The sequence below is a fragment of the Agromyces sp. NSFZ genome, from assembly GCF_056156205.1.
Genome location: NZ_CM149585.1, coordinates 25,388 through 48,922, shown reverse-complemented (window position 1 = coordinate 48,922; position 23,535 = coordinate 25,388). Strand labels below are relative to the sequence as shown.

At 71.3% G+C, this 23,535-nt stretch carries 24 protein-coding genes and 1 tRNA gene; 13 read left to right on the top strand and 12 right to left on the bottom strand.

The window, feature by feature from the left end; all coding sequences use genetic code 11:
• Positions 1 to 121: 121 nt before the first annotated feature.
• Positions 122 to 958, top strand: coding sequence for a universal stress protein (locus ACVFI9_RS00250; protein WP_474764041.1), 837 nt, complete (start codon positions 122 to 124; stop codon positions 956 to 958).
• Positions 959 to 1,009: 51 nt separating this feature from the next.
• On the opposite strand, the gene ACVFI9_RS00245 is transcribed toward ACVFI9_RS00250, so the two are convergent.
• The 3 genes from ACVFI9_RS00245 to ACVFI9_RS00235 are packed head-to-tail and all read right to left on the bottom strand — an operon-like array spanning position 1,010 to position 3,713.
• Positions 1,010 to 1,840: a universal stress protein gene (locus ACVFI9_RS00245; protein WP_474764040.1), complete on the bottom strand. Its 831-nt coding sequence runs from the start codon at positions 1,838 to 1,840 to the stop codon at positions 1,010 to 1,012.
• Complete coding sequence (locus ACVFI9_RS00240) at positions 1,837 to 3,228, bottom strand: MBL fold metallo-hydrolase RNA specificity domain-containing protein (protein WP_474764039.1); 1,392 nt, start codon at positions 3,226 to 3,228, stop codon at positions 1,837 to 1,839. Before ACVFI9_RS00240 ends, ACVFI9_RS00245 begins: the two co-directional genes overlap by 4 nt.
• A 5-nt stretch (positions 3,229 to 3,233) precedes the next feature.
• Positions 3,234 to 3,713 carry a universal stress protein gene (locus tag ACVFI9_RS00235; RefSeq protein WP_474764038.1) on the bottom strand — a complete coding sequence of 160 codons (480 nt, stop codon included), beginning with the start codon at positions 3,711 to 3,713 and terminating at the stop codon, positions 3,234 to 3,236.
• A gap of 141 nt (positions 3,714 to 3,854) precedes the next feature.
• Between ACVFI9_RS00235 and ACVFI9_RS00230 the strand changes: the two genes are divergently transcribed.
• From ACVFI9_RS00230 to ACVFI9_RS00210, 5 genes are all read left to right on the top strand, one after another.
• Positions 3,855 to 4,559, top strand: a complete 705-nt coding sequence (locus tag ACVFI9_RS00230) for an SOS response-associated peptidase (protein WP_474764037.1) — start codon at positions 3,855 to 3,857, stop codon at positions 4,557 to 4,559.
• A 186-nt stretch (positions 4,560 to 4,745) separates the two neighbouring features.
• Positions 4,746 to 5,456: a 3-oxoacid CoA-transferase subunit A gene (locus ACVFI9_RS00225; protein ID WP_474764036.1), complete on the top strand. Its 711-nt coding sequence runs from the start codon at positions 4,746 to 4,748 to the stop codon at positions 5,454 to 5,456.
• Positions 5,457 to 5,458: 2 nt separating this feature from the next.
• Complete coding sequence (locus ACVFI9_RS00220) at positions 5,459 to 6,088, top strand: 3-oxoacid CoA-transferase subunit B (RefSeq protein WP_474764035.1); 630 nt, start codon at positions 5,459 to 5,461, stop codon at positions 6,086 to 6,088.
• On the top strand, positions 6,085 to 7,254 hold the full coding sequence (locus tag ACVFI9_RS00215; RefSeq protein ID WP_474764034.1) for a thiolase family protein: 1,170 nt from the start codon (positions 6,085 to 6,087) through the stop codon (positions 7,252 to 7,254). The genes ACVFI9_RS00220 and ACVFI9_RS00215 overlap by 4 nt, the downstream gene beginning before the upstream one ends.
• A 25-nt stretch (positions 7,255 to 7,279) precedes the next feature.
• Entirely contained in the window at positions 7,280 to 8,071 is a 792-nt protein-coding gene (locus tag ACVFI9_RS00210) for an IclR family transcriptional regulator domain-containing protein (protein WP_474764033.1), read from the top strand.
• Positions 8,072 to 8,091: 20 nt separating this feature from the next.
• On the opposite strand, the gene ACVFI9_RS00205 is transcribed toward ACVFI9_RS00210, so the two are convergent.
• A complete protein-coding gene (locus ACVFI9_RS00205; RefSeq protein ID WP_474764032.1) occupies positions 8,092 to 9,465 on the bottom strand; it encodes an aminomethyl transferase family protein in 1,374 nt (457 codons plus the stop codon).
• 154 nt (positions 9,466 to 9,619) lie between these two features.
• On the opposite strand from ACVFI9_RS00205, the gene ACVFI9_RS00200 reads away from it, so the two are divergent.
• Positions 9,620 to 10,537 carry a LysR family transcriptional regulator gene (locus tag ACVFI9_RS00200; RefSeq protein ID WP_474764031.1) on the top strand — a complete coding sequence of 306 codons (918 nt, stop codon included), beginning with the start codon at positions 9,620 to 9,622 and terminating at the stop codon, positions 10,535 to 10,537.
• Here ACVFI9_RS00200 and pcaC read toward each other — a convergent pair.
• From pcaC to ACVFI9_RS00170, 6 genes are all read right to left on the bottom strand, one after another.
• A complete protein-coding gene (gene pcaC, locus ACVFI9_RS00195; protein ID WP_474764030.1) occupies positions 10,534 to 10,938 on the bottom strand; it encodes a 4-carboxymuconolactone decarboxylase in 405 nt (134 codons plus the stop codon). The two genes, ACVFI9_RS00200 and pcaC, sit on opposite strands and share 4 nt — an antisense overlap.
• Entirely contained in the window at positions 10,935 to 11,714 is a 780-nt protein-coding gene (locus ACVFI9_RS00190) for an alpha/beta fold hydrolase (protein WP_474764029.1), read from the bottom strand. The genes pcaC and ACVFI9_RS00190 overlap by 4 nt, the downstream gene beginning before the upstream one ends.
• Positions 11,711 to 13,132, bottom strand: a complete 1,422-nt coding sequence (locus ACVFI9_RS00185) for a lyase family protein (RefSeq protein WP_474764028.1) — start codon at positions 13,130 to 13,132, stop codon at positions 11,711 to 11,713. Before ACVFI9_RS00185 ends, ACVFI9_RS00190 begins: the two co-directional genes overlap by 4 nt.
• On the bottom strand, positions 13,122 to 13,718 hold the full coding sequence (gene pcaG, locus ACVFI9_RS00180; protein WP_474764027.1) for a protocatechuate 3,4-dioxygenase subunit alpha: 597 nt from the start codon (positions 13,716 to 13,718) through the stop codon (positions 13,122 to 13,124). Before pcaG ends, ACVFI9_RS00185 begins: the two co-directional genes overlap by 11 nt.
• Positions 13,718 to 14,533 (bottom strand): protocatechuate 3,4-dioxygenase subunit beta, encoded by an 816-nt coding sequence (gene pcaH, locus ACVFI9_RS00175; protein ID WP_474764026.1) that lies wholly within the window; start codon positions 14,531 to 14,533, stop codon positions 13,718 to 13,720. Before pcaH ends, pcaG begins: the two co-directional genes overlap by 1 nt.
• Positions 14,534 to 14,630: 97 nt before the next feature.
• Entirely contained in the window at positions 14,631 to 15,407 is a 777-nt protein-coding gene (locus tag ACVFI9_RS00170; protein ID WP_474764025.1) for an IclR family transcriptional regulator, read from the bottom strand.
• Between the two features lie 192 nt (positions 15,408 to 15,599).
• On the opposite strand from ACVFI9_RS00170, the gene ACVFI9_RS00165 reads away from it, so the two are divergent.
• Together ACVFI9_RS00165 and ACVFI9_RS00160 are read left to right on the top strand one after the other, a co-directional pair.
• Complete coding sequence (locus ACVFI9_RS00165) at positions 15,600 to 16,358, top strand: IclR family transcriptional regulator (protein ID WP_474764024.1); 759 nt, start codon at positions 15,600 to 15,602, stop codon at positions 16,356 to 16,358.
• Positions 16,359 to 16,479: 121 nt separating this feature from the next.
• Entirely contained in the window at positions 16,480 to 17,667 is a 1,188-nt protein-coding gene (locus ACVFI9_RS00160; protein ID WP_474764023.1) for a 4-hydroxybenzoate 3-monooxygenase, read from the top strand.
• A gap of 23 nt (positions 17,668 to 17,690) precedes the next feature.
• On the opposite strand, the gene ACVFI9_RS00155 is transcribed toward ACVFI9_RS00160, so the two are convergent.
• A complete protein-coding gene (locus ACVFI9_RS00155; RefSeq protein WP_474764022.1) occupies positions 17,691 to 18,368 on the bottom strand; it encodes a phosphatase PAP2 family protein in 678 nt (225 codons plus the stop codon).
• A gap of 36 nt (positions 18,369 to 18,404) precedes the next feature.
• Positions 18,405 to 18,491 (bottom strand) — tRNA-Leu (locus ACVFI9_RS00150).
• Positions 18,492 to 18,852: 361 nt separating this feature from the next.
• Between ACVFI9_RS00150 and ACVFI9_RS00145 the strand changes: the two genes are divergently transcribed.
• The 4 genes from ACVFI9_RS00145 to ACVFI9_RS00130 all read left to right on the top strand — a co-directional run bounded on the left by ACVFI9_RS00145 (position 18,853) and on the right by ACVFI9_RS00130 (position 23,534).
• Entirely contained in the window at positions 18,853 to 19,683 is an 831-nt protein-coding gene (locus tag ACVFI9_RS00145) for an HAD family hydrolase (RefSeq protein WP_474766340.1), read from the top strand.
• Entirely contained in the window at positions 19,680 to 22,190 is a 2,511-nt protein-coding gene (locus ACVFI9_RS00140) for a glycoside hydrolase family 65 protein (protein ID WP_474764021.1), read from the top strand. The genes ACVFI9_RS00145 and ACVFI9_RS00140 overlap by 4 nt, the downstream gene beginning before the upstream one ends.
• Positions 22,191 to 22,254: 64 nt before the next feature.
• Complete coding sequence (locus ACVFI9_RS00135; RefSeq protein ID WP_474764020.1) at positions 22,255 to 22,998, top strand: FhaA domain-containing protein; 744 nt, start codon at positions 22,255 to 22,257, stop codon at positions 22,996 to 22,998.
• Entirely contained in the window at positions 22,995 to 23,534 is a 540-nt protein-coding gene (locus tag ACVFI9_RS00130; RefSeq protein ID WP_474764019.1) for an FHA domain-containing protein FhaB/FipA, read from the top strand. Before ACVFI9_RS00135 ends, ACVFI9_RS00130 begins: the two co-directional genes overlap by 4 nt.
• The last annotated feature ends 1 nt before the right edge of the window (position 23,535 follow it).

The following is a 23,535-nucleotide window of genomic DNA, read 5'->3' as shown; positions in this document are numbered from 1 at the left end:
TCGGTTCGACCGTACGATGCGACGGATGCCTCGGCCGGGCCCAAGGTCCCGCGCGGGCGCCGCGCGATCCCATGTGACCTTGGACCCGCCCGCGCGGCGCGTGAGCGGGCAGCATTCGGCCATGTTCACACGCATCGTCGTCGGTTGGGATGGCACACCGGAGTCCGAGGCGGCGCTCGAATGGGCCGTCGCCCGCGGCGTCGGCACGCCGCTGAAGATCGTGCACGCCATCGGCGGCAGCGCCACGGCGAGCGAGTACCAGCGGGCGGGGGGTGAGCTGTCGAACGAGCGGGTCCGCCTCATCGACCGCGCCGAGCGGCTGCGCGCCGAGCGACCCGACCTCAACCTGACCACCGAGACCGAGCACGGCTCCGGGCTGACCGCACTCGCCGACGAGCTCGGCCCCGACACGCTGGTGGTCGTCGGCGTGCCCGAACGGCACGCGGGCTCGCGATGGACGGTCGCCTCACGCCTGGCCGGCCGCCGAGGAGGCGGCACCGTGGCGGTCGTCCCGATGGGCTCGTCGCCCGAGGCGGGAGCCCCCGTCGTCGTCGGCGTCGACGGGTCGCCCGCCTCGATGCTCGCGGTCGAGGCGGCTGCCGCTGAGGCGAAGCGCCTCGGCGCCGACCTCGAGGTCGTGCACGCGTGGAGCATTCCGGCGGGCTGGGACGCCGCATACGGCGAGTACCTCGGCGACATCGAGGCGCTCGAGGACATGCACCGGGGCCTGCTGGAGGACGCCGTCGAGTTCGCCAGGGGCCTGCACTCCCGGCCGACGGGGCGACTCGAGCCCGGGCCGGCCGCCGAGGTGCTGCATCGTGCCGCCGAAGGTGCCGCGGTGCTCGTCGTGGGCAGCCACGGCGGCGGGAACCTCGCACGATTCCTGCTCGGCTCGGTGAGTCACGCGCTGCTGGTGTCGCTGCCCGCCCCGCTCATGATCGTGAGCCCTCGGGACTGACCGGCTCCGGGGAACGGCGGCTCCGGCCGACCGGTCGATCGAGGGTCCTCGTCAGAGGAGGTCCTCGTCCTCCAGGCCGGGCGACACCTCGATCGGCTCAGCGGGCATGGGGGCGACGGCGACGGGAACGTTCGATCGCGACAGCACGTGCTCGCTCACCGATCCCACGAGCAGGTCCTCGAGCGCGCCGCGTCCGTGGGAACCGACCACCACGAGCGCCGCGCCCTGCGACGCCTCGAGGATCGCGTCCGCCGCCGACCGCTCGTTCGACACGACATTCACGACGGTGTCGGGGTGGCTCGCGCGAAGGCGCTGGACCGCGAGTTCGAGGTCGCGGGGCGCGCTCCCGCGGCCGGCGTGCACGACGGTGAGCTCGGAGGCCGCGTGCCTCGCCTCCCGGGCCGCGAAGGCCAGGGCGGCCTCGCCGGCAGCATCCTCGGCCCACCCGACGACCACGCCGCTGCCGCCGACCGTCCACGCCGTCGGCACGACGACGAGCAGGCCCTTGGTGCGGCCCGCGAGTCGCAGCCCGAGCGGAAGGTGCGCGAGCTCGTCGACGGTGTCGACCGTGGTCATGCCGACCACGAGGATGCTCCCGAGCCGAGCCGCCCCGAGGAGTTCGTCGACAAGGTCGCCGTCGCGCATGAGGACGCGCACCGAGGCATCCGGAAGCTGATCGCGCAGCCGCTCGGCCGCCTGCTCGAGCCGCTCCTTCCGCCGATCGCGCTCGGTGTCGGGATAGCCCGCGGCGAGCGGCACCTGCTCGAGCACGGTCGTGAGCTCGAGGTCCACCGCCGCGTTCCGGCACCGTTCGGCCACCCAGCGTTCGGCCACCGAGTTGGCATCTCCACCGTCGAGGGCGAGGACCACGTGATCGGTCATGATGCGATCTCCTGTCGTTCGGATTCGGTCAATGGAACGCGTTCCAGGTGCTCGGGCACGCGCACCGGCCAGCGCAGCTCGCGCTTGATGCGGGCGCGAAGGGCGTCGGCGGCGGCGGCCTCCCCGTGGGTCACGTACACGGCCTCCGGCGGCTCGCCGACGGCCCGCAACCAGTCCATCAACTCCTCGGCGTCCGCGTGCGCCGACATGCCGTCGATCGAGACGACCTCGGCGCGGATCGGCACGTCCTGGCCGAAGATGCGCAGCGACGTCGCACCGCCGAGGAGCGAGGAGCCGCGGGTTCCGCCCGCCTGGTAGCCGGTGAGCACGATCGCGTTGCGGCGGTCGGGGCCGTAGGCGACGAGGTGGTGCAGGATGCGTCCTCCGGTGAGCATGCCGCTCGCCGAGATGATGATCATCGGCCCACCGCGCAGGTTCAGGAGCTTCGAGTCGTCGACGGTGTGCACGCTCGTCGGCAGCCGGTACATGCGCTCGAGCTCGTCGGGCCCGATGCGGTGCTCGTCGGGGTGTCGCTCGTAGATCCCGGCCGCCTCGACGGCCATCGGGCTGTTCAGGAAGATCGGGAGGTCGGGGATCTCGCCCCGGTCTCGCAGTCGGGAGAGGTGCAGCAGCACCGTCTCGGTGCGTCCGACGGCGAATGCGGGGATGAGCACGACACCGCCGCGCTTCGCGACCCGGCGCACCACGTCGCCGAGCGCGTCCTCGACGTCGCCCGAGGTGTGCCGACGGTCGCCGTACGTCGACTCGGTGACGAGCACCGACGCCGGCTCGAGGGGCCGCGGCGGCCGCATGAGCGGATCCGACGAACGGCCCAGGTCCCCCGAGAAGTGCACGATGCGTCCGCCGACCGAGAGCCGCACACCGGACGCCCCGAGGATGTGGCCGGCCGGGACGAGGGTGAACTCGAGGTCGGGGCCGAGGCGCCGGGTCCGGTCGAACTCCACGGGCACGAGGGACTCGAGCGACCGCGTGGCATCCGCCGCCGTGTACAGCGGGGTCGGGTCGCGGTGCGAGGACCAGCGGGCGGATGCCGCGTGCCGGGCCTCCTCCTCGAGGAGGTACCCGCTGTCCGGCAGCAGGATGCCGCACAGTTCGACGGTGCCGGGCGTCGCGTACACGGACCCGCGGAACCCGTCGCGCACGAGCGCGGGCAGGTACCCCGAGTGGTCGAGGTGCGCGTGGCTCAGCACCACCGCGTCGATGGACTCCGGCGGAACGGGGAACGGCGCGCGGTTCCGCTCGCGCAGCACCTTGTATCCCTGGAACAGCCCGCAGTCGATGAGCACGCGCGCGTCGCCCGTGTCGACGAGGTACCTCGACCCCGTGACGGTGTCGGCCGCGCCGAGGAACTGCAGCGTCGCGGTCACCGGGGTCATCGCCCGTGCACGACGAGCACGGGGCACTTCGCGTGCTCGGCGACCGCGGCGCTGACCGATCCCAACAGGAGCCCCGCGAAGCCGCCGTGCCCGCGGCTGCCGACCACGATCATCTCGGCGTGCCTCGACTCGTCGATGAGCACCTCGGCGGGGCGACCCTGGCGGGTGCGGGTGGCGAACCACTCGGGGACGTCGGTGCCGAACACCTCTTCGGCGACCCTCGCCACCACGCGTTCGGCGTCCTCCTCGGGCGTCCAGTCCAATTGGGGGTAGAAGCCGCCGTACATGAACGACGGGTAGTTCCACACGGCGAGCGCACGCACGCGAAGACCCAGCTTCGGGGCGAGGTCGGCCGCGTAGCGGAGCGCCGACACCGAGGGTTCGGAGCCGTCGACGCCGACGATGACGCCGGGAGGCCCGGGCTCGGGCTCAGGGCTCGGGTCTGGTGGGTTGGGGTCCCTCAGCGTCTCGGGCATGTCCGCATCATCTCGCGTTTCCGCGAAGATCGCGGGCCGAAGGTCATACGGCGTGCCGCGGTCAACCCCTGCCGCCGGATGCCCCGACCTCCGTACTGTGGTGGCGGTGCGCATGTCGGCGGGCGGGTGCAGACTGGCATCATGTGCGGACGCTTCGCCAACGACGCCAAGGTCGACGAGATGATCCAGGAGTTCGTCGCGCAGGGCGGCGACTACCGCGACTGGCGGCCGCAGTACTCGATCGCGCCCACGGCGGTGATCCCGATCGTGCGCGAGCGGCCCAACCGCGATACGGGCGAGGTCGTGCGGTCGGTCGATCCGGCGGTCTGGAACTTCCATCCCTCGTTCATGAAGGAGTCGAAGCGCCCGCAGTTCAACACCCGCATCGAGACGGTGGCCACGAACGGCCTGTGGAAGGGCGCGTTCGCGTCGTCGCGCTGCCTCGTGCCGATGCGGGGCTACTACGAATGGACGGGCGAGCCCGGGCACAAGCAGGCGTTCTTCCTGCACGGCGACCAGCCGATGCTCGCCGCGGCCGGCATCTACACGGCGCGCAAGGTCGGCGACGAGTGGGAGGTCTCGACGTCCATCATCACGCGCGAGGCTCGGGATGCCTCTGGCGAGGTGCACGACCGCATGCCCGTGTTCCTCGACCGCGACGTGTGGGACGAGTACCTCGCCCCCGAGAAGCTCGACGAGGCCGGCAAGCAGCGCATGGTCGCCCTGCTCGACGCCGAGTCGTCGAAGGTGGCATCCACGATCGAGAGCTACGAGGTCGACCGCAAGGTCAACAACACGCGCACGGCCGACCCAGAGGACCCGTCGCTCATCGAGCCGCTCGACTGACCTCGCCCCTCACCCGAGCCGCGCGCCGAACCCCCCGCAACTCACTTCCCGCGGCGGCCCGCGCTCGCGGCGGCGGCCCGAGTTCGAGCCGCCGCCGCGAGCAACGGCCGCCGCGACCGAGCGCATCGTGCTATCCTGACGCTGTGCGAACAGTCGTTCGCACAGCGAACACGAGGATGGTGCTCGGTGAAATCGAAGGTGAGTGAGAGCGTCGCCGCCGCGCTCTCCGAGATCCCCGACGGCGCGACGATCATGATCGGCGGCTTCGGCCGCGCCGGACAGCCCGTCGAGTTGATCGACGCGCTCATCGAGCAGGGCGCGAGCGATCTCACGATCGTGAACAACAACGCGGGCAACGGCGAAACAGGACTCGCGGCCCTCCTCGCCGCGCGTCGGGTGCGCAAGATCGTCTGCTCGTTCCCACGCCAGTCCGACTCCCAGGTCTTCGACGGCCTCTACCGCGCGGGCCTCATCGAGCTCGAGCTCGTGCCGCAGGGCAACCTCGCCGAGCGCATCCGTGCGGCGGGCGCGGGCATCGGGGCGTTCTACACGCCGACCGGGTACGGCACGCTCCTCGCCGAGGGCAAGGAGACCCGCGAGATCGACGGCCGCGACTACGTGCTCGAGTACCCGCTGCGCGCCGACTTCGCCCTCATCAGCGCGCTGCACGCCGACCCGTGGGGCAACCTCGTGTACCGCAAGACGGCCCGCAACTTCGGCCCCATCATGGCCGCCGCGGCGACCACGACGATCGCGCAGGTCGACTCGGTCGTCGAGCTCGGCGCGCTCGACCCCGAGGTGATCGTCACGCCGGGCATCTACGTCGACCACGTCGTGGAGGTGGGCGAGCGGCCCTGGCTCCGCGAGGGCGAGTTCATCGGGGAGGCAGCATCATGAGCATGGGCAGGCAGGAACTCGCAGCGATCGTCGCCCGCGACATCCCCGAGGGCTCATACGTCAACCTCGGCATCGGCATCCCGACGCTCGTCGGCAACTACCTGCCGCCCGGCGACGCGGTGATCCTGCACACCGAGAACGGCATGCTCGGCATGGGTCCGGCGCCCGCGCCCGACCAGGTCGACCCCGACCTCATCAACGCGGGCAAGCAGCCCGTCACCGAGCGGGCCGGTGCCGCGTACTTCCACCACGCCGACTCCTTCGCGATGATGCGCGGCGGCCACCTCGACGTGTGCGTGCTCGGCGCGTTCCAGGTCTCGGCGCGCGGCGACCTTGCGAACTGGCACACCGGGGCACCCGATGCGATCCCCGCCGTCGGCGGTGCCATGGACCTCGCTATCGGCGCGAAGCAGGTCTTCGTGATGATGGACCTCCTCACCCGCGACGGCACCCCGAAGATCGTCGCCGACTGCACCTACCCGCTCACGGGCGTCGGATGCGTCGACCGCGTTTACACCGATCGCGCCGTGTTCGACATCACCCCCGACGGCCTCGTCGTACGCGAGACGTTCGACACGAGCATCGACGAGCTGCGCGAACTGCTCGGCCTCGACCTGAAGGAGCTGCGATGACCGCCAGCTACGTCTACGACGCGATCCGCACGCCGTTCGGCCGGTTCGGCAAGGGCCTCGCCGGCGTCCGCCCCGACGACCTGGCGGCGCACACCATCGAGGCGCTGATGTCGCGGCATCCCGAGCTCGACCCGGCTCGGATCGACGACGTCATCCTCGGCGACGCCAACCAGGCCGGCGAGGACAACCGCAACGTCGCCCGCATGGCCGCCCTGCTCGCGGGCCTGCCCACCTCGGTCACCGGCAGCACCGTCAACCGGCTCTGCGGCTCGAGTGTCGAGAGCGTGATCCAGGCCAGCCGCGCCGTCGAGACCGGCGACGCCGACCTCGTGCTCGCGGGCGGCGTGGAGTCGATGAGCCGCGCCCCGTGGGTGGTGCTGAAGCCCCAGAACCCGTACCCCGCGGCATCCGAGACCATGCACTCGACGACCCTCGGCTGGCGCATGGTGAACCCGCGCATGCCCAAGGAGTGGACCGTTCCGCTCGGCGAGACCGCCGAGCAGCTCGCCGACCGCTTCGGCATCACGCGCGAGGAGCAGGACGAATTCGCCGTGCGCAGCCACCACCTCGCGGCCGCCGCGTGGGACGCGGGGCTCTACGCCGAGGTCGTGCCCGTGCCCGGCACGACGCTCACGCGCGACGAGGGCATCAGGCCGGATGCCTCGGTCGAGACGCTGTCTGGACTGAAGCCCGCCTTCCGCCCCGACGGCACCGTCACGGCCGGCAACGCATCACCGCTCAACGACGGCGCCTCGATGCTCTTCATCGGAGGTGAGGATGCCCCGATCGACGCCGAGCCGCTCGCCCGCATCACGGGACGCGGTGCGTTCGGCAACGACCCGCACACGTTCGGCATCGCACCGGTCGAGGCCGCCAACCGGGCGCTCGCCCGCGCCGGACGCACCTGGGCCGACGTCGATGTCGTCGAGTTGAACGAGGCGTTCGCGTCGCAGTCCATCGCGTGCCTGCGCCTCTGGCCCGACCTCGACCCCGAGAAGGTCAACATCCACGGCGGCGCCATCGCGATCGGGCATCCGCTCGGGGCATCCGGTGGTCGCATCATCGGCCACCTCGCGCACGAGCTCGCCCGCCGGGGCGGCGGCGTGGGCGTCGCGGCCATCTGCATCGGCGTCGGCCAGGGCCTCGCCGTCGTGCTCGAACGGTAGCGCGGCGACCGGTAGCGTGAACGCCATGCAGCCCGAGTCGAGCGACCAGTACGTCCAGTCGTTCGCGCGAGGGCTCGCCGTCATCCGCGCCTTCGACGCGGACCACCCGCGGATGACCCTGAGCGAGGTCGCCGACCGCACCGGGCTCACCCGGGCGGCCGCGCGGCGGTTCCTGTACACCCTCGTCGGCCTCGGCTACGTCGCCGGCGACGGGCGGCTCTTCCAGCTGACCCCGCGCGTTCTGGAGCTCGGCTTCAGCTACCTCTCGGCCCTGACGCTGCCCGAGCTCGTGCAGCCGCACCTCGAGGCGCTGTCGCACGAGCTCGGCGAGTCGACCTCGGCGTCGGTGCTCGACGGCGCCGACATCGTCTACGTCGCGCGTGTGCCCACTCGGCGCATCATGAACGTCGGCATCACGATCGGCACGCGGTTCCCGGCGCACGCGACCTCGATGGGCCGGGTCCTGCTCGCGGCGCTCCCCGACCGCGAGCTCGAGCCCCTGCTGAGCACGCTGCACGCCGAACACCGCACCGATCGCACCGTGACCGATCCTGCCGAGCTGCGTGCGATCCTCGAGGAGGTGCGCGAGCAGGGCTGGGCGCTCGTCGACCAGGAGCTCGAGATCGGTCTCCGCAGCATCGCCGCACCCGTGCACGCGCGCGACGGCAGCGTCACCGCGGCCGTGAACGTGTCGGGCGCAGCGGCCACGTCGAGCCTCGAGCGGCTCCGCGACGTGTACCTGCCCGCACTGCTCCGCACGGCCGCCCAGATCGACGAGGCACTGCGGCACAGCGGGACGATGGCGGCGGTGAAGTAGGCCTCGGCTCGAGGTGCCCGTCAACTCGACGGCGCGCTCGAGACGTCCTTGCGATAGTTCTCCCGCGCGAAGGCCGAGTACGGTGCGGGCTGCACGGTGGCACGGATCTCGACCTGCCGATGGCGCTCGACGGCGGGCTTGCGGGAGTTCGGCTCCTCGCCCCACACGACCGTGACCTCGGTGCCGGGGGCGGCGAAGTCGTGCTCGACGCTTGCGAGTGAGGCGAACACCTGCTCATTCGTGATGTAGCCGGCGTCGTGCGAGATGCCGACGTCGCGGCCGTCGGCGAGCACGCGGTCCACCTGGTAGAGCCCGTACCTCGCCTTCGGGAAGTCGATGTACTTGGCCGGCAGGCCCGGCCTCATGAGGGAGCCGATGGCGTCCGCGACATCCGCGTCGTTCCAGACGAGGGTCACCTTCTCCCGGCCGGGGTTCTGCGCGTGCCGCTCGAGCGCCGCGCGGCCGATGAAGTCGTGGTCGAAGGCGACGCTGCGTCCGTAGCCGAGGTCGTAGGGGGTGACGTAGTAGTCCTCGATGCGGTCGGACGTGAAGCTGCCGGCAAGCGAACCCGCGGCTGCGGCGGGGAGCCACTTCCGGTACTCCTCCGTTCCCTCGCCGCTGAAGATCGCCGGAAGGGGCGACGGCACCCAGGCCGACTCGAGGTTCGCCGACGAGTACGCCTTCGAGCCCACGAGCACGAGGCCGAACTCCTCGCCGTGGTGGATGAGTGCCGAGCGCACGCGGCCGCCCTGCTCCCACGGCCCGAAGAGCTCGAACCCGGGCTGCCCGGCCATGCCGTGCCGGAGGGATCGCACTCGGAGACCGTCGATCCTGAACGTCGCCATGTGGAAGAACTTCGTCGGTGGAACGGGCGCACCCGTCACCTTCTCCATGAGGGCGAGCGCGTTGGGGCCCTGCAGCTCGAAGCGGAACAGCTTCGGATCGCCGGCCCGCACGATCGAGTTGCCGTCGCGCTCGAAGGTGACGTCGTAGTCGCCCGTCTCGCCGTGGAACTGCACCCAGTCGATGACCATCTGGTGGCCGACGAGGTCGAACTCGTCCTCGTCGAGGTGGAAGAGGATGGCGTCGCCGATGAGGTAGCCCTCGTGGTTCACGGCGATGAACTGCTTCGCGCGGTCGACCTCGAACTTCGCGAAGCTGTTGACGCCGACGTCGGCGAGCAGACGCAACGCGTCGGGCCCCGAGATGAAGAGGTCGGTCATGTGGTGCGACTGGTCGAGCAGTGCCACCGTCGTGCGCCAGGACTGCTGCTCGGAGCGCCAGTTGCTGTACTCCGGGGTCACCGGGAAGATCGTGGGTCGCGCAGGTGCATTGCGCAGCAGCTCGACCGCGCTGCCGGCGCGGGCGATGGCATCGGCGAGGGACTCGGCCATGGGAACTCCTTCGTTCGGGCACGCACGGCAACCGCGCGGGGACGTGTTCATGCTATGAGGAGTTCGTGGCCGGATGACCCGAATCACATAAGCAGCGCTTATCCTTGGTGAACCATTCCTGAGTCGTTCGGAGCACGGAGCACGGAGCACCCCCATGGACCTCAACCTCCTCCGGGTCTTCGTCGCGGTCTACGAGGCACGGAGCCTCACCATCGCCGCCGAGCGTCTCTACGTGACGCAGCCCGCCGTGAGCCAGTCGCTCGGGCGACTCCGGCGGGAACTCGGCGATCCGCTGTTCCGTCGTGTCGGCCGCGCGATGGAGCCGACGTCGGTCGCCGAGGCGGTCTTCCCGGGGTTCCGCGACGCCGTCGTGGGCGTCGATCGGACGCTCGACGCCGTGCGCGCGTTCGACCCTGTCAGCTCGCGGCGACGGTTCCGCATCGCGCTGTCGGAGCTCGGCGAGATCGGGTACCTCCCCGCGATCACCCAGATCGTGCGCAGAGCCGCGCCCGACGTGCGCATCGAGGCGGTCGCGCTCGACGTCGGGGCGCTCCCCGAGTGGCTCGCGACCGGGGCGATCGACCTCGCGGTCACTTCGTCACCCGTGCGGGCCGGGCTCGAACACGTGGTGCTCAAGCAGCAGGCCTACGGGGTGCTCATGTCGACGAGGCATCCGCTCGCCGGCCGCGAGTTGACGGCGGCGTCGTACGCGGCCGCCACGCACATCGTGGTGGCCGGCGACTCGGGCCTGCCGAACCTGCGCGCGGCCCTGCAGCGGGCCGGCATCGCCATGGAGGATCCGCTCACGGTGAACCACTTCGCCTCGGTTCCGCCGATGCTCGTGGCCGCGCCGGACCTCGTCGCGACGGTGCCCGACACGATCGGCGCTGGATGGACGACGTCGTGGCCGCTCACGCTGAAGCCGCTGCCGGTCGACATGCACCCGGTCGACGTGTGTCTCTACCGGCGCACGACCACGCAGCACCTCGCGGCGCTCGACTGGCTCTACGACACCGTGGAGCGCGCCCTGCGCGGCCTGCAGGGCGAGTTCTTCGCGATCCGCGGCGGCTAGGGCACCTCGTCGGCGAACACCTCGCCGGCGATCCGGAACGCCGTGTTCGCGGCGGGTACACCCGAGTAGATCGCCGACTGCAGGATGACCTCCTTGATCTCGTCGATCGTGAGGCCGTTGCGTCGTGCGGCGCGCAGGTGCATCGCCAGCTCCTCGTGGTGCCCGTGGGCGATGAGCGAGGTGAGCACCGCGACCGACCGCAGGCGCCGCTCGAGGCCCGGACGCGACCACACGTCACCCCAGGCGACTCGCGTGATGAAGTCCTGGAAGTCGGCGGTCAACGAGGCGGCCGCCGCGGTCGCGCGGTCGACGTGCTCGTCCGAGAGCACCTCGCGGCGCACCGTCATGCCCTGGTCGTACCGCTCGCCGTCGGTCAGCCCGTCGCCCTGTGGTCGCGTCATCGCGCTCGGCCCTTCGCCTCGAAGAACTCACGCAGCAGCTCCGCGGTTTCCTCGGGCCGCTCGGCGGGCGGCAGATGCGCGGCGCCTGCGATGCGCTCGAGGCGTCCGTCGCGCACGCCGTTCGCGAGCTCCCGGGCGGATGCCTCGGGCGTCGCCGTGTCGTGCTCACCCCAGACGGCGAGCACGGGAACCGTGATCTCACCGAGCCGGTCACGCACGTCGTACCCGGCGAGCGCGTCGCAGCACAGGGCGTAGCTCTCGTCGTCGGCGTCCTGCAGCACGTGCAGCAGGCGCCCGGTGAGGTCGGGCTCGCGCTCGATCGACCCGGGCGCGAACCACACCTGCGCCGATGGGATGATGCGCACCGAGGTGCTCTGCGCGCGCACCTGCTCGGCGCGCTCCCGCCAGGTCTCTGACTGGCCGATCTTCGCGCCCGAGCAGACGATCGCCGCAGCCGTCACGAGCTCCGGATGCCGCAGCAGCAGCTCGAGGCCCACGGCGCCGCCGAGCGACACACCCGCGTACAGGAACGGGTGCGATCCGCCGACGGCCTTGGCGACCGCGTCGGCCAGCTCCCCGATGGTGAACGGCTCGGTCGCCGCGGGACCGCGTCCGTGCCCGGGGAGGTCCCACGCGACGACCCGATACCGGTCGGACAGGAGCGGGATGACCTTCTCCCACAGCATCGAGGACGTGCCGATCGAGGGGCCCAGCACGACGAGCGGCGCGCCGGCCGGTCCGAACTCCTGAGTGAGCGCGATGGATGGAACGGTCACGGGGTGGTGTCCTCTGGTCGGGCCGGCTGCTCGCCGGCGGGCGTGATGCGTGCGACGCCCACGGCGTCGTCGACGAACCGGGACGCGAGCCCGGTGTAGTCCGCCGGGTCGAGCAGCGCGTCGACGTCGAGGTCGGCGGCCTCGGGAAGCGCCCGCACGAGCGCGGCGAGGTCGTCGCCGCGACCGCCTGCCGCATCGACGAGCGCCGCGACGCGGTCGCGCCCGATGAGCGGGCCGAGCACGAGCGACAGACGCTCGGCGACGATGAGCCCTCGGGTGAGCGAGAGATTGCGCGCGACGGCGGCGTCATCGACGGTGAGCCCATCGACGAGTCGGGCCGCGTGCGCGCCGGCGCCGAGTGCGAGCCGCAGCAGCTCCCGCAGGGACGGCCACTCCGCGTGCCAGGCGCCGTCGGGTCGCTCGTCGACCGCGGTCGACGCCGCGAGGTGCAGCGTCGCACCGAGCTGCGGCGCGCGCAGGGCGGCCGAACGGATGAGCACCGATTGCGCGGGGTTCCGCTTCTGCGGCATGGCGGATGACCCGCCGCCGACACCCTCGGCGAGCTCGCCGATCTCGGTGCGAGACAGGGTCGCGACATCCGCCGCCATCACGCCGACCGCGTCGATCGCCGATGTGAGCGCGTCGCCGAGCTCGGTCACCGGCCACCGGGTCGTGTGCCACGGCGCCTCGGGCGCGACGAGCCCGAGCGACGCGGCGAATCGGGCAGGCAGTCGGCTCGCGGCATCCGCACCGGCGACCTCGACGAAGGAGGCCAGGGTGCCACCGGCGCCACCGAGCTGGGCGGGCAGCGCGGCGGTCGCCGCCTCGAGCCGTTCGGCGGCCCGACGCACGCCCCGGAGCCAGTTCGCGGCGCGCAGGCCCACGGTCGTGGGCACCGCGTGCTGCGTGAGCGTGCGCGCCGCGGCCACGGTGTCGCGATGCTCCTCGGCGAGCGCGGCGAGCGCCACCTCGGTGGCGCGCAACGAGGCGGCGACGTGGGTCGCGGCCCGGAACGCGGTGAGCATGAGCGCCGAGTCGAGGATGTCCTGGCTCGTCGCCCCGCGATGCACCCACGACCGCGCGTCGGCGGGCACCCGCTCCGTCAGCATGGCCACGAGCGGGATGACCGGATTGCCTCCCGAGACGGCTGCCTCCGCGAGCGCCACCACGTCGAGCCCGTGCCCACGGCACGGCTCGCCCGGACCCACCCATCCGAGCGCGGACTCGACAGCGTCGGCCACGGCCCTCGGAGCTGAGCCGACGTCGGCGTACGCGCGCACGAGCGCGACCTCGGCGGCCACGAGCCCGTCGAGCACCGCGGCATCCGTCACGTCGGCGTCGTGGCCGACGGCCACGGGCGCGAGCAGTCCCACGTCGAGCGCACCGGGCGACTCGTCGGGGAGTGCGTCAGAAGGCAATGAACACGGTCTCCTTCTCGCCCTGCAACCGGATGTCGTGGTGCAGGTTGCCGTCGGGCGTGCGCGTTGCGATGAGCGTAGCGCGCTCCTCCGGCGTGAGCGAGGAGAGGAACGGGTCGGCGTCGAGGAGGTCCTGGTCGTCGGGCAGGTAGATGCGCGTGTGCAGCTTGTCGGGAAGGCCCCGGGCGAACACGATCGCAGCGAAGAACGGTGCCCGGCTGTCGACCTGGCCCGGGTTCAGGGTCCAGAACGCGAAGCCGCCCTCATCGGTCGTGGCGCAGCGACCGTAGCCCGTGAAGGTGAAGTCGTCGCGACGGCGCGAGCCTCGGCCGCGGGGGATGTTGCCCTCGGAGTCGGCGCCCCAGATCTCGACGAGCGCGTCGGGGATCGGCTGGCCGGCGCCGTCGTACACCGCGCCCGAGAGCCGGACCGACCCCGGGCTGTGCGGGTAGACGACCTCGTTCATCTTCGGGTAGACGGTGCCGAACGCGAAGAACGGGCCGACGGTCTGGCCGGGCGTCTTCTCGTGCGTCTTCGGGCCGAGGTCGCGCTTGGTGCGGACGACCCGCTCGCTGGACGTGGTCATCAGTGCTCTCCCTCGGGCTCGAACCACGTGGCATCCGGACCGTCGACGACGATGTCCCAGCGGTAGCCCATCGAGAACTCGGGGACCGTGAGGTCGTGGTCGTAGGTGCCGATGAGCCGGTCACGGTCCTTCTGGCGCGGAATGGTGTTGTAGATCGGGTCGAGCGCGAAGAGCGGGTCGCCCGGGAAGTACATCTGCGTCACGATGCGCTGGGTGAAGCCCGAGCCGAAGATCGAGAAGTGGATGTGCGCGGGGCGCCAGGCGTTCACGTGGTTCTTCCACGGGTAGGGCCCCGGCTTGATGCTCGTGAACTTGTACTCGCCGTTGTCGTTCGTGACGAAGCGTCCGGCGCCCGTGAAGTTCGGGTCGAGCGGCGCGGGGTGCTGGTCGCGCTGGTGGATGTACCGGCCGGCTGCATTGGCCTGCCAGACCTCGATGAGCTGGTTGGCGATCGGGCGGCCCCACGAGTCGAGGAGGCGCCCCTGCACGGTGATGCGCTCGCCCTGCGGCTCGCCCGTGTGCTGCAGCGTCAGGTCCGATTCGATGGCCGCGACGTCACGCTGGCCGTACGCCGGCGACCACAGCTCGATGGTCTCGGGGTCGACGAGACGCGGGTTCTTCGTCGGGTGGCGCAGGATGCTCGAGCGGTAGGGCGGGAAGTTCCAGAGCGTCGAGGGCACGTGCTCGCCGTCTGCCTCGCGCTTGGCGTACTCGCCGTGCAGGTCGCGGATCTCCTGCGTGATCTGGTTCTGCGTCGCCTGGTCGGGTGCTGCGAGCAGCTCCTCGGGCGCCGCCGCCGTCTTGTTCGTGGTCATGGGTCTCCTTCGACTGTCACCCGCGGCTGGTGGCTTCCTCCAGCGTGACATCCGAGGCACCCTCAGTCGGTGCTGATTCTCACTCAGTGGGAATGATTCAGGAGGCTCCGGAACGCAGCGTCTTCGTCAGGTCCTTCGCGGCCTGCATGACGAGCGGCCCGAGGTGCCGCTCGTCGGCGCGGCTCAGGCGCGCGACGACGCCCATGGCGGCCGGCGGCAGGCCGTCGATCCTGCCGAGCGGCGCGGCGACGGAGAGGTTGCCGAGCGTCATCTCCTCGCGCGTGGTGGCGTAACCGCGCGTGCGAGCGCGCTCGAGGTCGGTGCGCAGCTGGTCGTGCGAGGTGATCGAGTGCGTCGTCTCCCGCTCGAGCGGCACCGAGAGGAACCGGGTGAGCCACGCCTCGTCGCGGGTCATCAGCAACGCCTTGCCGACTCCGGTGGTGTGCAGCGGATGCCTCCCGCCCATGCGTCCCAGCGTCGGGATCGATCCCTGGCCCGTGAGCCGGCCCACGAAGAGCGCCGTCGCCGTCTCGGGGGTCGGCGCGTCGAGCACCGCGAGGTGCACGTTCTCGCCCGTGGCCTCGTAGAGGCGCATCATGTGCGGCAATGCCGTCTCGCGGAGGCGGAGCGACAGCGGCGAGAGCTCGCCCAGCTCCCAGAGGCGGGCGCCGATCGTGTAGGCGTGGCCGGGCACCCGCATCACGAGCCCATACCCCACGAGCTGCGCGAGCAGCCGGTGCATGGTCGACGTGGGCGTGCCCGTGAGCGCGGCGAGCTGCGCAGCCGAGAGCACGGGCTCCTCCTCGGTGAAGCAGCTCAGCACGCCCATCGCGCGGGCCAGCACGCCCTCGGCCGGCTCCCCCTCACCTGTCACGTCGCCCACGGTACCCCGATGCCCTCCCGCCCGCGCCGGGTCGTGCCCTCCGCGGCATCCGCCCCGCCTCCGCGGCATCCGCCCCCGCCGTCCGCCGCGCCACTTCGGCGGCCTCTGCGCCACCTGTACTGGCGCAGACCGCGTCAAGCTGGCGCAGTGCCGAGGCGATCGCCGCGCGTGAGACAGTGAGGCATGGCGAACTCACCGTCCGGTGACTCCACGATCGACCGGCTCGTGCGCATCCTCGAGACCTTCTCCACCGATCGCACCGTGCAGACCGCCGCCGAGATCGGGCGCCGGGCCGGCCTGCCCTCGTCGACCGCGCACCGCATCGTCGACGACCTCGTCGAGGCGGGCCTGCTCGAGCGCGACGAGCACCACAGGATCCGCCTCGGCATGCGCCTCTGGGAGCTCGCGCTGCGCGGCTCCCGCGCGCTCCGCCTCCGCCAGGCGGCGCTCCCCTTCATGGAGCGCGTGCAGGCACGCATGCGCGAACACACCCAGCTCGCCGTGCTCGAACAGGACGAAGCGCTCTTTCTCGAGCGGCTCTCGTCGCCGACCTCGGGAGCGAACATCACGCGGGTGGCCGGCCGTCTTCCGCTGCATGCGTCCTCGTCCGGCCTCGTGCTCCTCGCCCACGCCGACGCGGACGTCGTCGAGCGGGTGTTCGCGCAACCCCTTCAGGCGGTGTCGGCCGAGACGATCACGGATGCCGCGGAGCTCCGTCGCACGCTGGCCGACGTGCGGCGGCGCGGCCATGTCGTCGCCCCTGGCTCGATCGAACGTGTGTCCACGGGTGTCGCGGTGCCCGTGCGCGACGAGCGCGGGCGCGTCATCGCTGCGCTCTCGGTCGTGCTCCCCCGCGACTCGGGCGCCGAGGCCGCGGCGATCGAGGAGTTGACGGCTGCGTCCGCCGGCATCACGAAGGTGCTGTCCCGCCGACGCGAGTGATGCGCCGTGGCCAACGCCTGCTTCTCATTGAACGGGAAGGCACGACCGGCTCGTCGTCGTCGTCACGCACACTGGATCGCGACATCCGCACGCTCGCACACTCGACGTCGAAGGAGACGCCATGACCGACGCCATCCGCACCCGGGTCGCCATCATCGGAGCCGGCCCCGCCGGACTCTTCCTCTCCCACCTGCTCGCGTCGGCCGGCATCGACTCCATCGTCATCGACCAGCGGTCGCGCGAGGAGATCGAGAAGACGATCCGCGCCGGCATCCTCGAGCACGGCACCGCCGAGGTGCTCGCCGCCACCGGGGCATCCGACCGCGTCATGACCGTCGGCCACCGCCACGACGGCATCGAGCTGCGCTTCGCCGGTGAGGGCCACCGCATCGACTTCCCCGCACTGACCGGTCGCAGCGTCTGGCTGTACCCGCAGCACGAGGTGCTCATCGACCTCATCGCCGTGCGCCTCGCCGCGGGACAGGACCTGCGGTTCGGCATCACCGCGGTCAGCGTGGACGGCGCCGACACCGATCGGCCGACCGTGCACGCGACCACGGCCGACGGCGAGCCGCTCGTGATCGAGGCCGAGTTCGTCGTCGGCGCCGACGGGTCACGCAGCGTCGCCCGCACCTCGGTGACGGGTTCCAGCACTGGGGGTTACTTCCGCGAGTACCCGTTCGCGTGGTTCGGGATCCTCTGCGAGGCGCCGCCGAGCGCGCCCGAGCTCATCTACAGCAACTCGCCGAACGGCTTCGCGCTCATCAGCCAGCGCAGCGCCACGGTGCAGCGCATGTACTTCCAGTGCGACCCCGAGATCGACCCCGAGTCGCTGAGCGAGCGTGAGATCTGGGACGACCTGCAGTCCCGCGTGGACGGCCACGAACTCCTCGAGGGCCCGATCTTCCAACGCGACGTGCTGCGCTTCCGCAGCTTCGTGGCGCACGAGCTGCGTCGTGGCCGCGTCGCGCTCGTCGGCGACGCGGCGCACACGGTGCCGCCCACGGGCGCGAAGGGCATGAACCTCGCCGTCGCCGACGTGCTCCTCCTCGATCGTGCGCTGCGGGCGCTCCTGCTCGAGGGCGACGAGCGTCCGCTCGACCGATACGCCGAGACCGCCCTGCGACGCATCTGGAAGGCGCAGCACTTCTCCTGGTGGATGACGAGCATGCTGCACGTCGCGCCGGATGCCTCGGACTTCGACCGCCTGCGCCAGCTCGGCGAGCTGCGCTCGGTCGTCGACTCCGAGTCGGGCCGCCGCTACCTCGCCGAGGCGTACACGGGATGGCCGTTCCAGACGGAGCTCTGAGCGGGCCGGCTCGTTCCGGCCCGTCAGTCCGACGACGAGAGCAACTCCCGGCGGACCACGGCAGCGCTCCACCGCCCCAGCAGGGCTCCCGCGACCGTGTCCGAGATGTGGTGCTGCCCGCGGTAGATCCGTGAGAACGCGATGGCGGCGGGAATCCCGTACCGCAGCAGGGGTCCGAGGAGTCGGGCGCCGCGGACTCCGTGCCGGTCGAGCAGGTCGGCGAGCGTGGTGTGGAGCGCGACGGCGGCCGCCGTGTGCCCCGACGGGAACGAGGATGTGGCGTGCGGCTGCTCCGGCCGCCACACGCCTCGAGGTCGCGGCCGCCCCACGAGCGCCGCGGATCCGACGAAGCAGGCGGTCTCGAGCGCGAGGGCCGCGCCGGGGGCGACGGCGGATCGGCGGTCGCGCGTCAGCCACCAGGTCACGCCGCACCAGAGCGCCCCGTTCGCGATCGTCTGAGGCACCCCCGAATACCACGAGAACGGGTGGGTGATCCGATCGAGCACCTCACGCGGCTCGGGCGGATCGGGCGGAGCGCCGTCGCCGTCGTGCCGGTGGCCGAACGCGGCCTGGAGCGCGCGCACCGCTCGGTCCTCACGGGGGTCGTCGCCGCCGACGAATCGAGCGACCCGACCGGCTGCAGCGAGGATCCCGATCGCTCCGAGCCCCGGCAGGACGAACGAGCGGAGGAGCGGATGCATGCCCGCAGCCTAGTGGCGCGGCACCGTCGGGACGAATGGTGCGCGAGGGGGGACTTGAACCCCCACACCCTTGCGAGTACTGGCACCTGAAGCCAGCGCGTCTGCCAATTCCGCCACTCGCGCACGTGGGGCGCACCGAAGTGCGCCAACCAACCGAGAGTATCACCTCGACCCGCCGAATCACCATTCGGCGGGGGACTGCAGCTCGTGGCATCCGGCCGACCCCACTGCTCGCCGTATGTTCCCGTTCCCGCGTCATGTGGCCCGTACGGCGGGCACCCTGCGCGGGAACGGAACATCGGGCGATGACAGTTGCCGCCCCGGGGTCGCCACGCGTTCGGCGACCCTTCGGGAATCCTCCGAGTTCCCCCGCCACTTGCGCTCGCCCCCTCGCACGGGAATAGCATCGATCAGCGGGTCCGGCGTCCCGACCGATGCGATGAGAGGACGACCCATGACCGCGCCCGACACCTCCCCCGAATCCATGAATCCCCCCGACGTGCCCAACGACTTCTCCGTGCCCCAGAACCTCGACCTCAGCGGCATCCGCGGCTACCTCTTCGACCTCGACGGCGTGCTCACGCCGACCGCCGTCGTGCACATGCACGCCTGGTCGCGCCTCTTCGCGCCGTTCCTCGAGCAACACGGCGCCGAGCCGTACACCGACGCCGACTACTTCGCCCACATCGACGGCAAGCCGCGCTACGACGGCGTGCGCAGCCTCCTCGCGAGCCGCGGCATCGTCGTGCCAGAGGGCGACGTGAGCGACGCGGCATCCGAAGACACCGTGCACGGCCTCGGCAACCGCAAGAACGAGGCCTTCAACGCCACCCTCGCCGAGGAGGGCGTCGAGGCCTACCCCGCGAGCGTCGCGTTCCTCGACGCGGTACAGGCGAGCGGATGCCACGTCGCCGTCGTCTCGAGCTCGAAGAACGCCCCCGCCGTGCTCGCCGCCGCCGGCCTCGCCGACCGGTTCGAGGTCGTCGTCGACGGTGTCGTTGCCGCGCGCGACGGCCTCCCCGGCAAGCCCGAGCCCGACACGTTCGAGCGTGCTGCCGAGTTGCTCGGGCTGCCGACCGAGGCGTGCGCCGTCGTCGAGGACGCCGAATCCGGCGTCAAGGCGGGCGCGGCGGGCGAGTTCGGCATCGTCATCGGCGTCGATCGCGGCGTCGGACGCCACACCCTCGCCGAGCTCGGCGCCGACGTGATCGTCGACGAGCTCGACGAACTGATCCCGCTGCTCCCAGCTTCGACCGGCTCGGCGACCAGCGCTCCCGACCCATCCCCCGGCACCACCCGAGAGGAACCCGCATGAGGTTCGCCGACCACGACCCGCTGAACCGCACCCGGTTCCCGATCGACGAGTGGGCGCTCGTCGAGCGCGAGTTCGGCGTCGACGACATGGGGCGCACCGAGACGCTCTTCACCGTGGGCAACGGCTACCTCGGCTTCCGCGGCAACGTCGAGGAGGGCCGCGACGGCCACTTCCATGGCACGTTCGTCAACGGGTTCCACGAGACGTGGCCCATCCGCCACGCCGAGGAGGCGTTCGGGTTCGCCCGGGTCGGACAGACGATCGTGAACGTCCCCGACGCCAAGGTGATCCGCCTCTACGTCGACGACGAGCCGCTCGTGCTCACCGAGGCCGAACTCCTCTCCTATGAACGTCGGCTCGACTTCCGGCTCGGTGCGCTGAGCCGGTCGATCGAGTGGCGAACGCCCTCGGGCAAGCGCGTGCTCATCACGAGCCGGCGCATGGTCTCGTTCACCGACCGCCACCTCGCCGTGCTCGACTACGAGGTGGAACTCCTCGACGCGGATGCCGCGGTCACCATCACAAGCCACATCCTCAACCGCCAGGACGGCCGCGACGAGTACCGCTCGGGCGTGGCCGAGAGCGTCGGGGCGTTCGACCCGCGCCGAGCCGAGCAGTTCAACGAGCGCGTGCTGCAGCCGCGGTTCAAGCGCGCCGAGGACGCTCGGTACGTGCTCGGCTACCAGACCACCAACTCGGGCATGACGATCGCGGTCGGCGCCGAGCACTCGATCGCCACCGAGAACGCGTACACCGAATCCGGATCGGTCGGCGACGACCTCGCGAAGCACAGCTATCGGGTGCACGCCCGGCGCGGCAAGCCGATCCGCATCACCAAGACGACGAGCTACCACACCGCGCGACGGGTTCCGGCGCGCGAACTGGTCGACCGCTGCGACCGCACCCTCGACCGTGCGGCCGAGCTCGGCGTCGCCGAGGTGTTCGCCCAGCAGCGTGCGTGGCTCGACGACTTCTGGAACCGTTCCGACGTCGAGGTCGAGGGGCAGCCGGCGATCCAGCAGGCCACGAGGTGGAACCTGTTCCAGCTCGCGCAGGCCACGGCCCGCACCGACGGCGGTGGCGTGGCGGCGAAGGGCGTCACGGGCACCGGATACGGCGGCCACTACTTCTGGGACAGCGAGATCTACGTGCTCCCGTTCCTCACCTATACGGCGCCGATCGTCGCCCGCAACGCGCTCCGCTTCCGGCAGCGGATGCTCGACTCCGCACGTGCCCGCGCCATGGAGCTCAACCAGCACGGGGCCCTGTTCCCCTGGCGCACCATCAACGGGCAGGAATCGTCGGCCTACTACGCCGCCGGCACCGCCCAGTACCACATCGATGCCGACATCTCGTACGCGCTCTGCCAGTACGTCGCCGCGACCGGCGACGAGGACTTCCTCGCCCGCGGCGCGATCGACATCCTCGTCGAGACGGCTCGCATGTGGGAGGACCTCGGCTTCTGGCGATCGAACGCCGACGACGTGTTCCACATCCACGGCGTGACGGGGCCTGACGAGTACACGACGGTCGTGAACGACAACCTCTACACGAACGTCATGGCGCGAGCGAACCTCGCTGCGGCGGCAGCGGCGGTCGATAACCTGCAGGTGCTCGATCCCATCGCCTACCACCGGCTCGTCGAGCGGCTCGGCGTCACGCCGGGCGAGGTGGCCGGCTGGCGTCGCGCCGCCGCGCACATGCACATCCCGTTCGACGAGCAGCTCGGCATCCACCCGCAGGATGCCGCGTTCCTGCAGAAGGAGCTCTGGGACCTCGAGAACACCCCGGAAGACCGCCGCCCGCTCCTGCTGCACTACCACCCGCTCGTCATCTATCGCTTCCAGGTGCTCAAGCAGGCCGACGTCGTGCTCGCCCTGTACCTGCAGGGCGATCGGTTCTCGACCGAGGCCAAGCGCGCGAACTTCGAGTACTACGACCCGCTGACCACGGGCGACTCGACGCTCTCCGCGGTCGTGCAGTCGATCATCGCGGCCGAGGTGGGCTACCACGAGCTGGCCATACGGTACTTCCGCGCCGCGCTCTTCGTCGACCTCGCCGACCTGCACCACAACGCGGCCGACGGCGTGCACGTCGCCTCCACGGGCGGCGTGTGGAGCGCGCTCGTCTCGGGCTTCGGCGGATTCCGCGACCACAACGGCGTCTTCACGTTCGACCCGCGGCTGCCCGACGACTGGACCCGCATCACCTACCGCATCACGCTGCGGAACACCCGGCTCCGCGTCACGCTCGTGCCCGAGTCGATCTCGTTCACCGTCGAGACGGGCGAAGAGGCGCAGGTGCGCGTGCGCGGTGCCGAGGTCGCCGTCAGGGCCGGCGCTCCGGTGACGGTGCCGCTCGAGGGGCACGGACCGCGCCTCTACGGGGCTCCCACGATGCGGGATGTCACGGGCTCCCGCCGTGCCGACGGCACGCTGCTCACCGCGTCGCTGCCCACGCTCTCGCTCGACGTCGACGAGGAGGAATTGCCGCTGCCGGTGGACTGAGCACGGGGCTTCCCAGCCGCTCGGGCTACCATGACACCATCACGGATACGGGATCGGGAGACCTGTGGGCCTACTGGACAACTTCGAGAAGGGTCTCGAGCGCGCCGTCAACGGCGCATTCGCGAAGACCTTCCGCTCGGGGCTGCAGCCCGTCGAGATCACCGCGGCACTCAAGCGCGAGATCGACACGAAGGCGGCGGTCGTCTCACGCGACCGCGTGCTCGTGCCGAACACCTTCGCCGTGCGGATGTCTCCCGCCGACCACGACCGCATGACCGGCCTCGGTCCGGCGCTCATCGACGAGCTGACCGACCTGGTGCAGAAGCACGCGGCGAGCCAGCGCTTCCAGTTCGCCGGCGGCATCTCGATCACCCTCCAGTCCGATCCCGGCCTCACCGAGGGCATGGTCCAGGTCGACTCCCGCAACGTGAAGGGCCAGGTCGCCTGGACCCCCGTGCTCGACATCGGCGGCACGCGGCATCCGATCCTCAAGGGCCGCACCGTGATCGGTCGCGGCAGTGAGGCCGACATCACGCTCGACGACTCCGGGGCCTCCCGCCGTCACGCCGAGGTGCAGTGGGACGGCTCGCGCGCGCGAGTGCGCGACCTGGGGTCCACCAACGGCACGCAGCTCAACGGCGCCCCCGTGAAGGACGCCGTGCTCGAGCCCGACTCCGTCATCACGATCGGCCGCAGCCGCATCGTGTTCCGAGTGCTGGCCCAGGCGTCCGCCCCGGCCGCGGCGCGGCGACCCGACCCGGCCACCGAACGCCACGACATGGGCGGATTCTGGGGGCCCGGCGAATGAGCGAACTCACCCTCCTGGTCCTCCAGCTCGGGTTCCTCCTGCTGCTCTGGGTTTTCGTCTTCGCGATCGTCTACTCCCTGCGCAGCGACCTCTTCGGCCAGCGGGTGCGCAAGCTCCAGCCCGACGCCGCTGCGGCGCCGGTCGCGGCATCCGCGTTCCCCGCGTCGTCGGCGGCACCCACCGAGGCGGTGTCGCACCCGTCGGCCCCCGCATCGGGTCCCGGCGGCGAGACGGCCTCGACCGACAACGCCACGCGCCTCGTGATCACGAGCGGTGCGCGCGCCGGCGCCGAGTTCCCCCTCGGCCGTGACGAGATCACGATCGGCCGATCCAGCGACTCGGCCATCATCATCCGCGACGACTACACCTCCACCCACCACGCGCGACTCATGCTGTGGAACGGCCGCTGGATGATCCAGGACCTCGACTCCACGAACGGCACCTTCCTCAACGGCTCCCGAGTGACCGTGCCGACCCCGATCCCGCTCGGAGCCACGGTGAAGGTCGGAGCGACGACGTTCGAGCTGCGGCGGTAGC

Excerpts from the sequence above, each read along its gene's own strand:
- ACVFI9_RS00155 (WP_474764022.1), bottom strand. The coding sequence starts at position 18,368 with ATGCATCCGCTCCTCCGCTCGTTCGTCCTGCCGGGGCTCGGAGCGATC.
- ACVFI9_RS00215 (WP_474764034.1), top strand. The coding sequence starts at position 6,085 with ATGACCGCCAGCTACGTCTACGACGCGATCCGCACGCCGTTCGGCCGG.
- pcaG (WP_474764027.1), bottom strand. The coding sequence starts at position 13,718 with ATGACCACGTCCAGCGAGCGGGTCGTCCGCACCAAGCGCGACCTCGGC.
- ACVFI9_RS00145 (WP_474766340.1), top strand. The coding sequence starts at position 18,853 with ATGAATCCCCCCGACGTGCCCAACGACTTCTCCGTGCCCCAGAACCTC.
- ACVFI9_RS00235 (WP_474764038.1), bottom strand. The coding sequence starts at position 3,713 with ATGCCCGAGACGCTGAGGGACCCCAACCCACCAGACCCGAGCCCTGAG.
- pcaH (WP_474764026.1), bottom strand. The coding sequence starts at position 14,533 with ATGACCACGAACAAGACGGCGGCGGCGCCCGAGGAGCTGCTCGCAGCA.
- ACVFI9_RS00205 (WP_474764032.1), bottom strand. The coding sequence starts at position 9,465 with ATGGCCGAGTCCCTCGCCGATGCCATCGCCCGCGCCGGCAGCGCGGTC.
- pcaC (WP_474764030.1), bottom strand. The coding sequence starts at position 10,938 with ATGACGCGACCACAGGGCGACGGGCTGACCGACGGCGAGCGGTACGAC.
- ACVFI9_RS00200 (WP_474764031.1), top strand. The coding sequence starts at position 9,620 with ATGGACCTCAACCTCCTCCGGGTCTTCGTCGCGGTCTACGAGGCACGG.
- ACVFI9_RS00230 (WP_474764037.1), top strand. The coding sequence starts at position 3,855 with ATGTGCGGACGCTTCGCCAACGACGCCAAGGTCGACGAGATGATCCAG.
- ACVFI9_RS00245 (WP_474764040.1), bottom strand. The coding sequence starts at position 1,840 with ATGACCGATCACGTGGTCCTCGCCCTCGACGGTGGAGATGCCAACTCG.
- ACVFI9_RS00140 (WP_474764021.1), top strand. The coding sequence starts at position 19,680 with ATGAGGTTCGCCGACCACGACCCGCTGAACCGCACCCGGTTCCCGATC.
- ACVFI9_RS00130 (WP_474764019.1), top strand. The coding sequence starts at position 22,995 with ATGAGCGAACTCACCCTCCTGGTCCTCCAGCTCGGGTTCCTCCTGCTG.
- ACVFI9_RS00160 (WP_474764023.1), top strand. The coding sequence starts at position 16,480 with ATGACCGACGCCATCCGCACCCGGGTCGCCATCATCGGAGCCGGCCCC.
- ACVFI9_RS00210 (WP_474764033.1), top strand. The coding sequence starts at position 7,280 with ATGCAGCCCGAGTCGAGCGACCAGTACGTCCAGTCGTTCGCGCGAGGG.
- ACVFI9_RS00220 (WP_474764035.1), top strand. The coding sequence starts at position 5,459 with ATGGGCAGGCAGGAACTCGCAGCGATCGTCGCCCGCGACATCCCCGAG.
- ACVFI9_RS00250 (WP_474764041.1), top strand. The coding sequence starts at position 122 with ATGTTCACACGCATCGTCGTCGGTTGGGATGGCACACCGGAGTCCGAG.
- ACVFI9_RS00165 (WP_474764024.1), top strand. The coding sequence starts at position 15,600 with ATGGCGAACTCACCGTCCGGTGACTCCACGATCGACCGGCTCGTGCGC.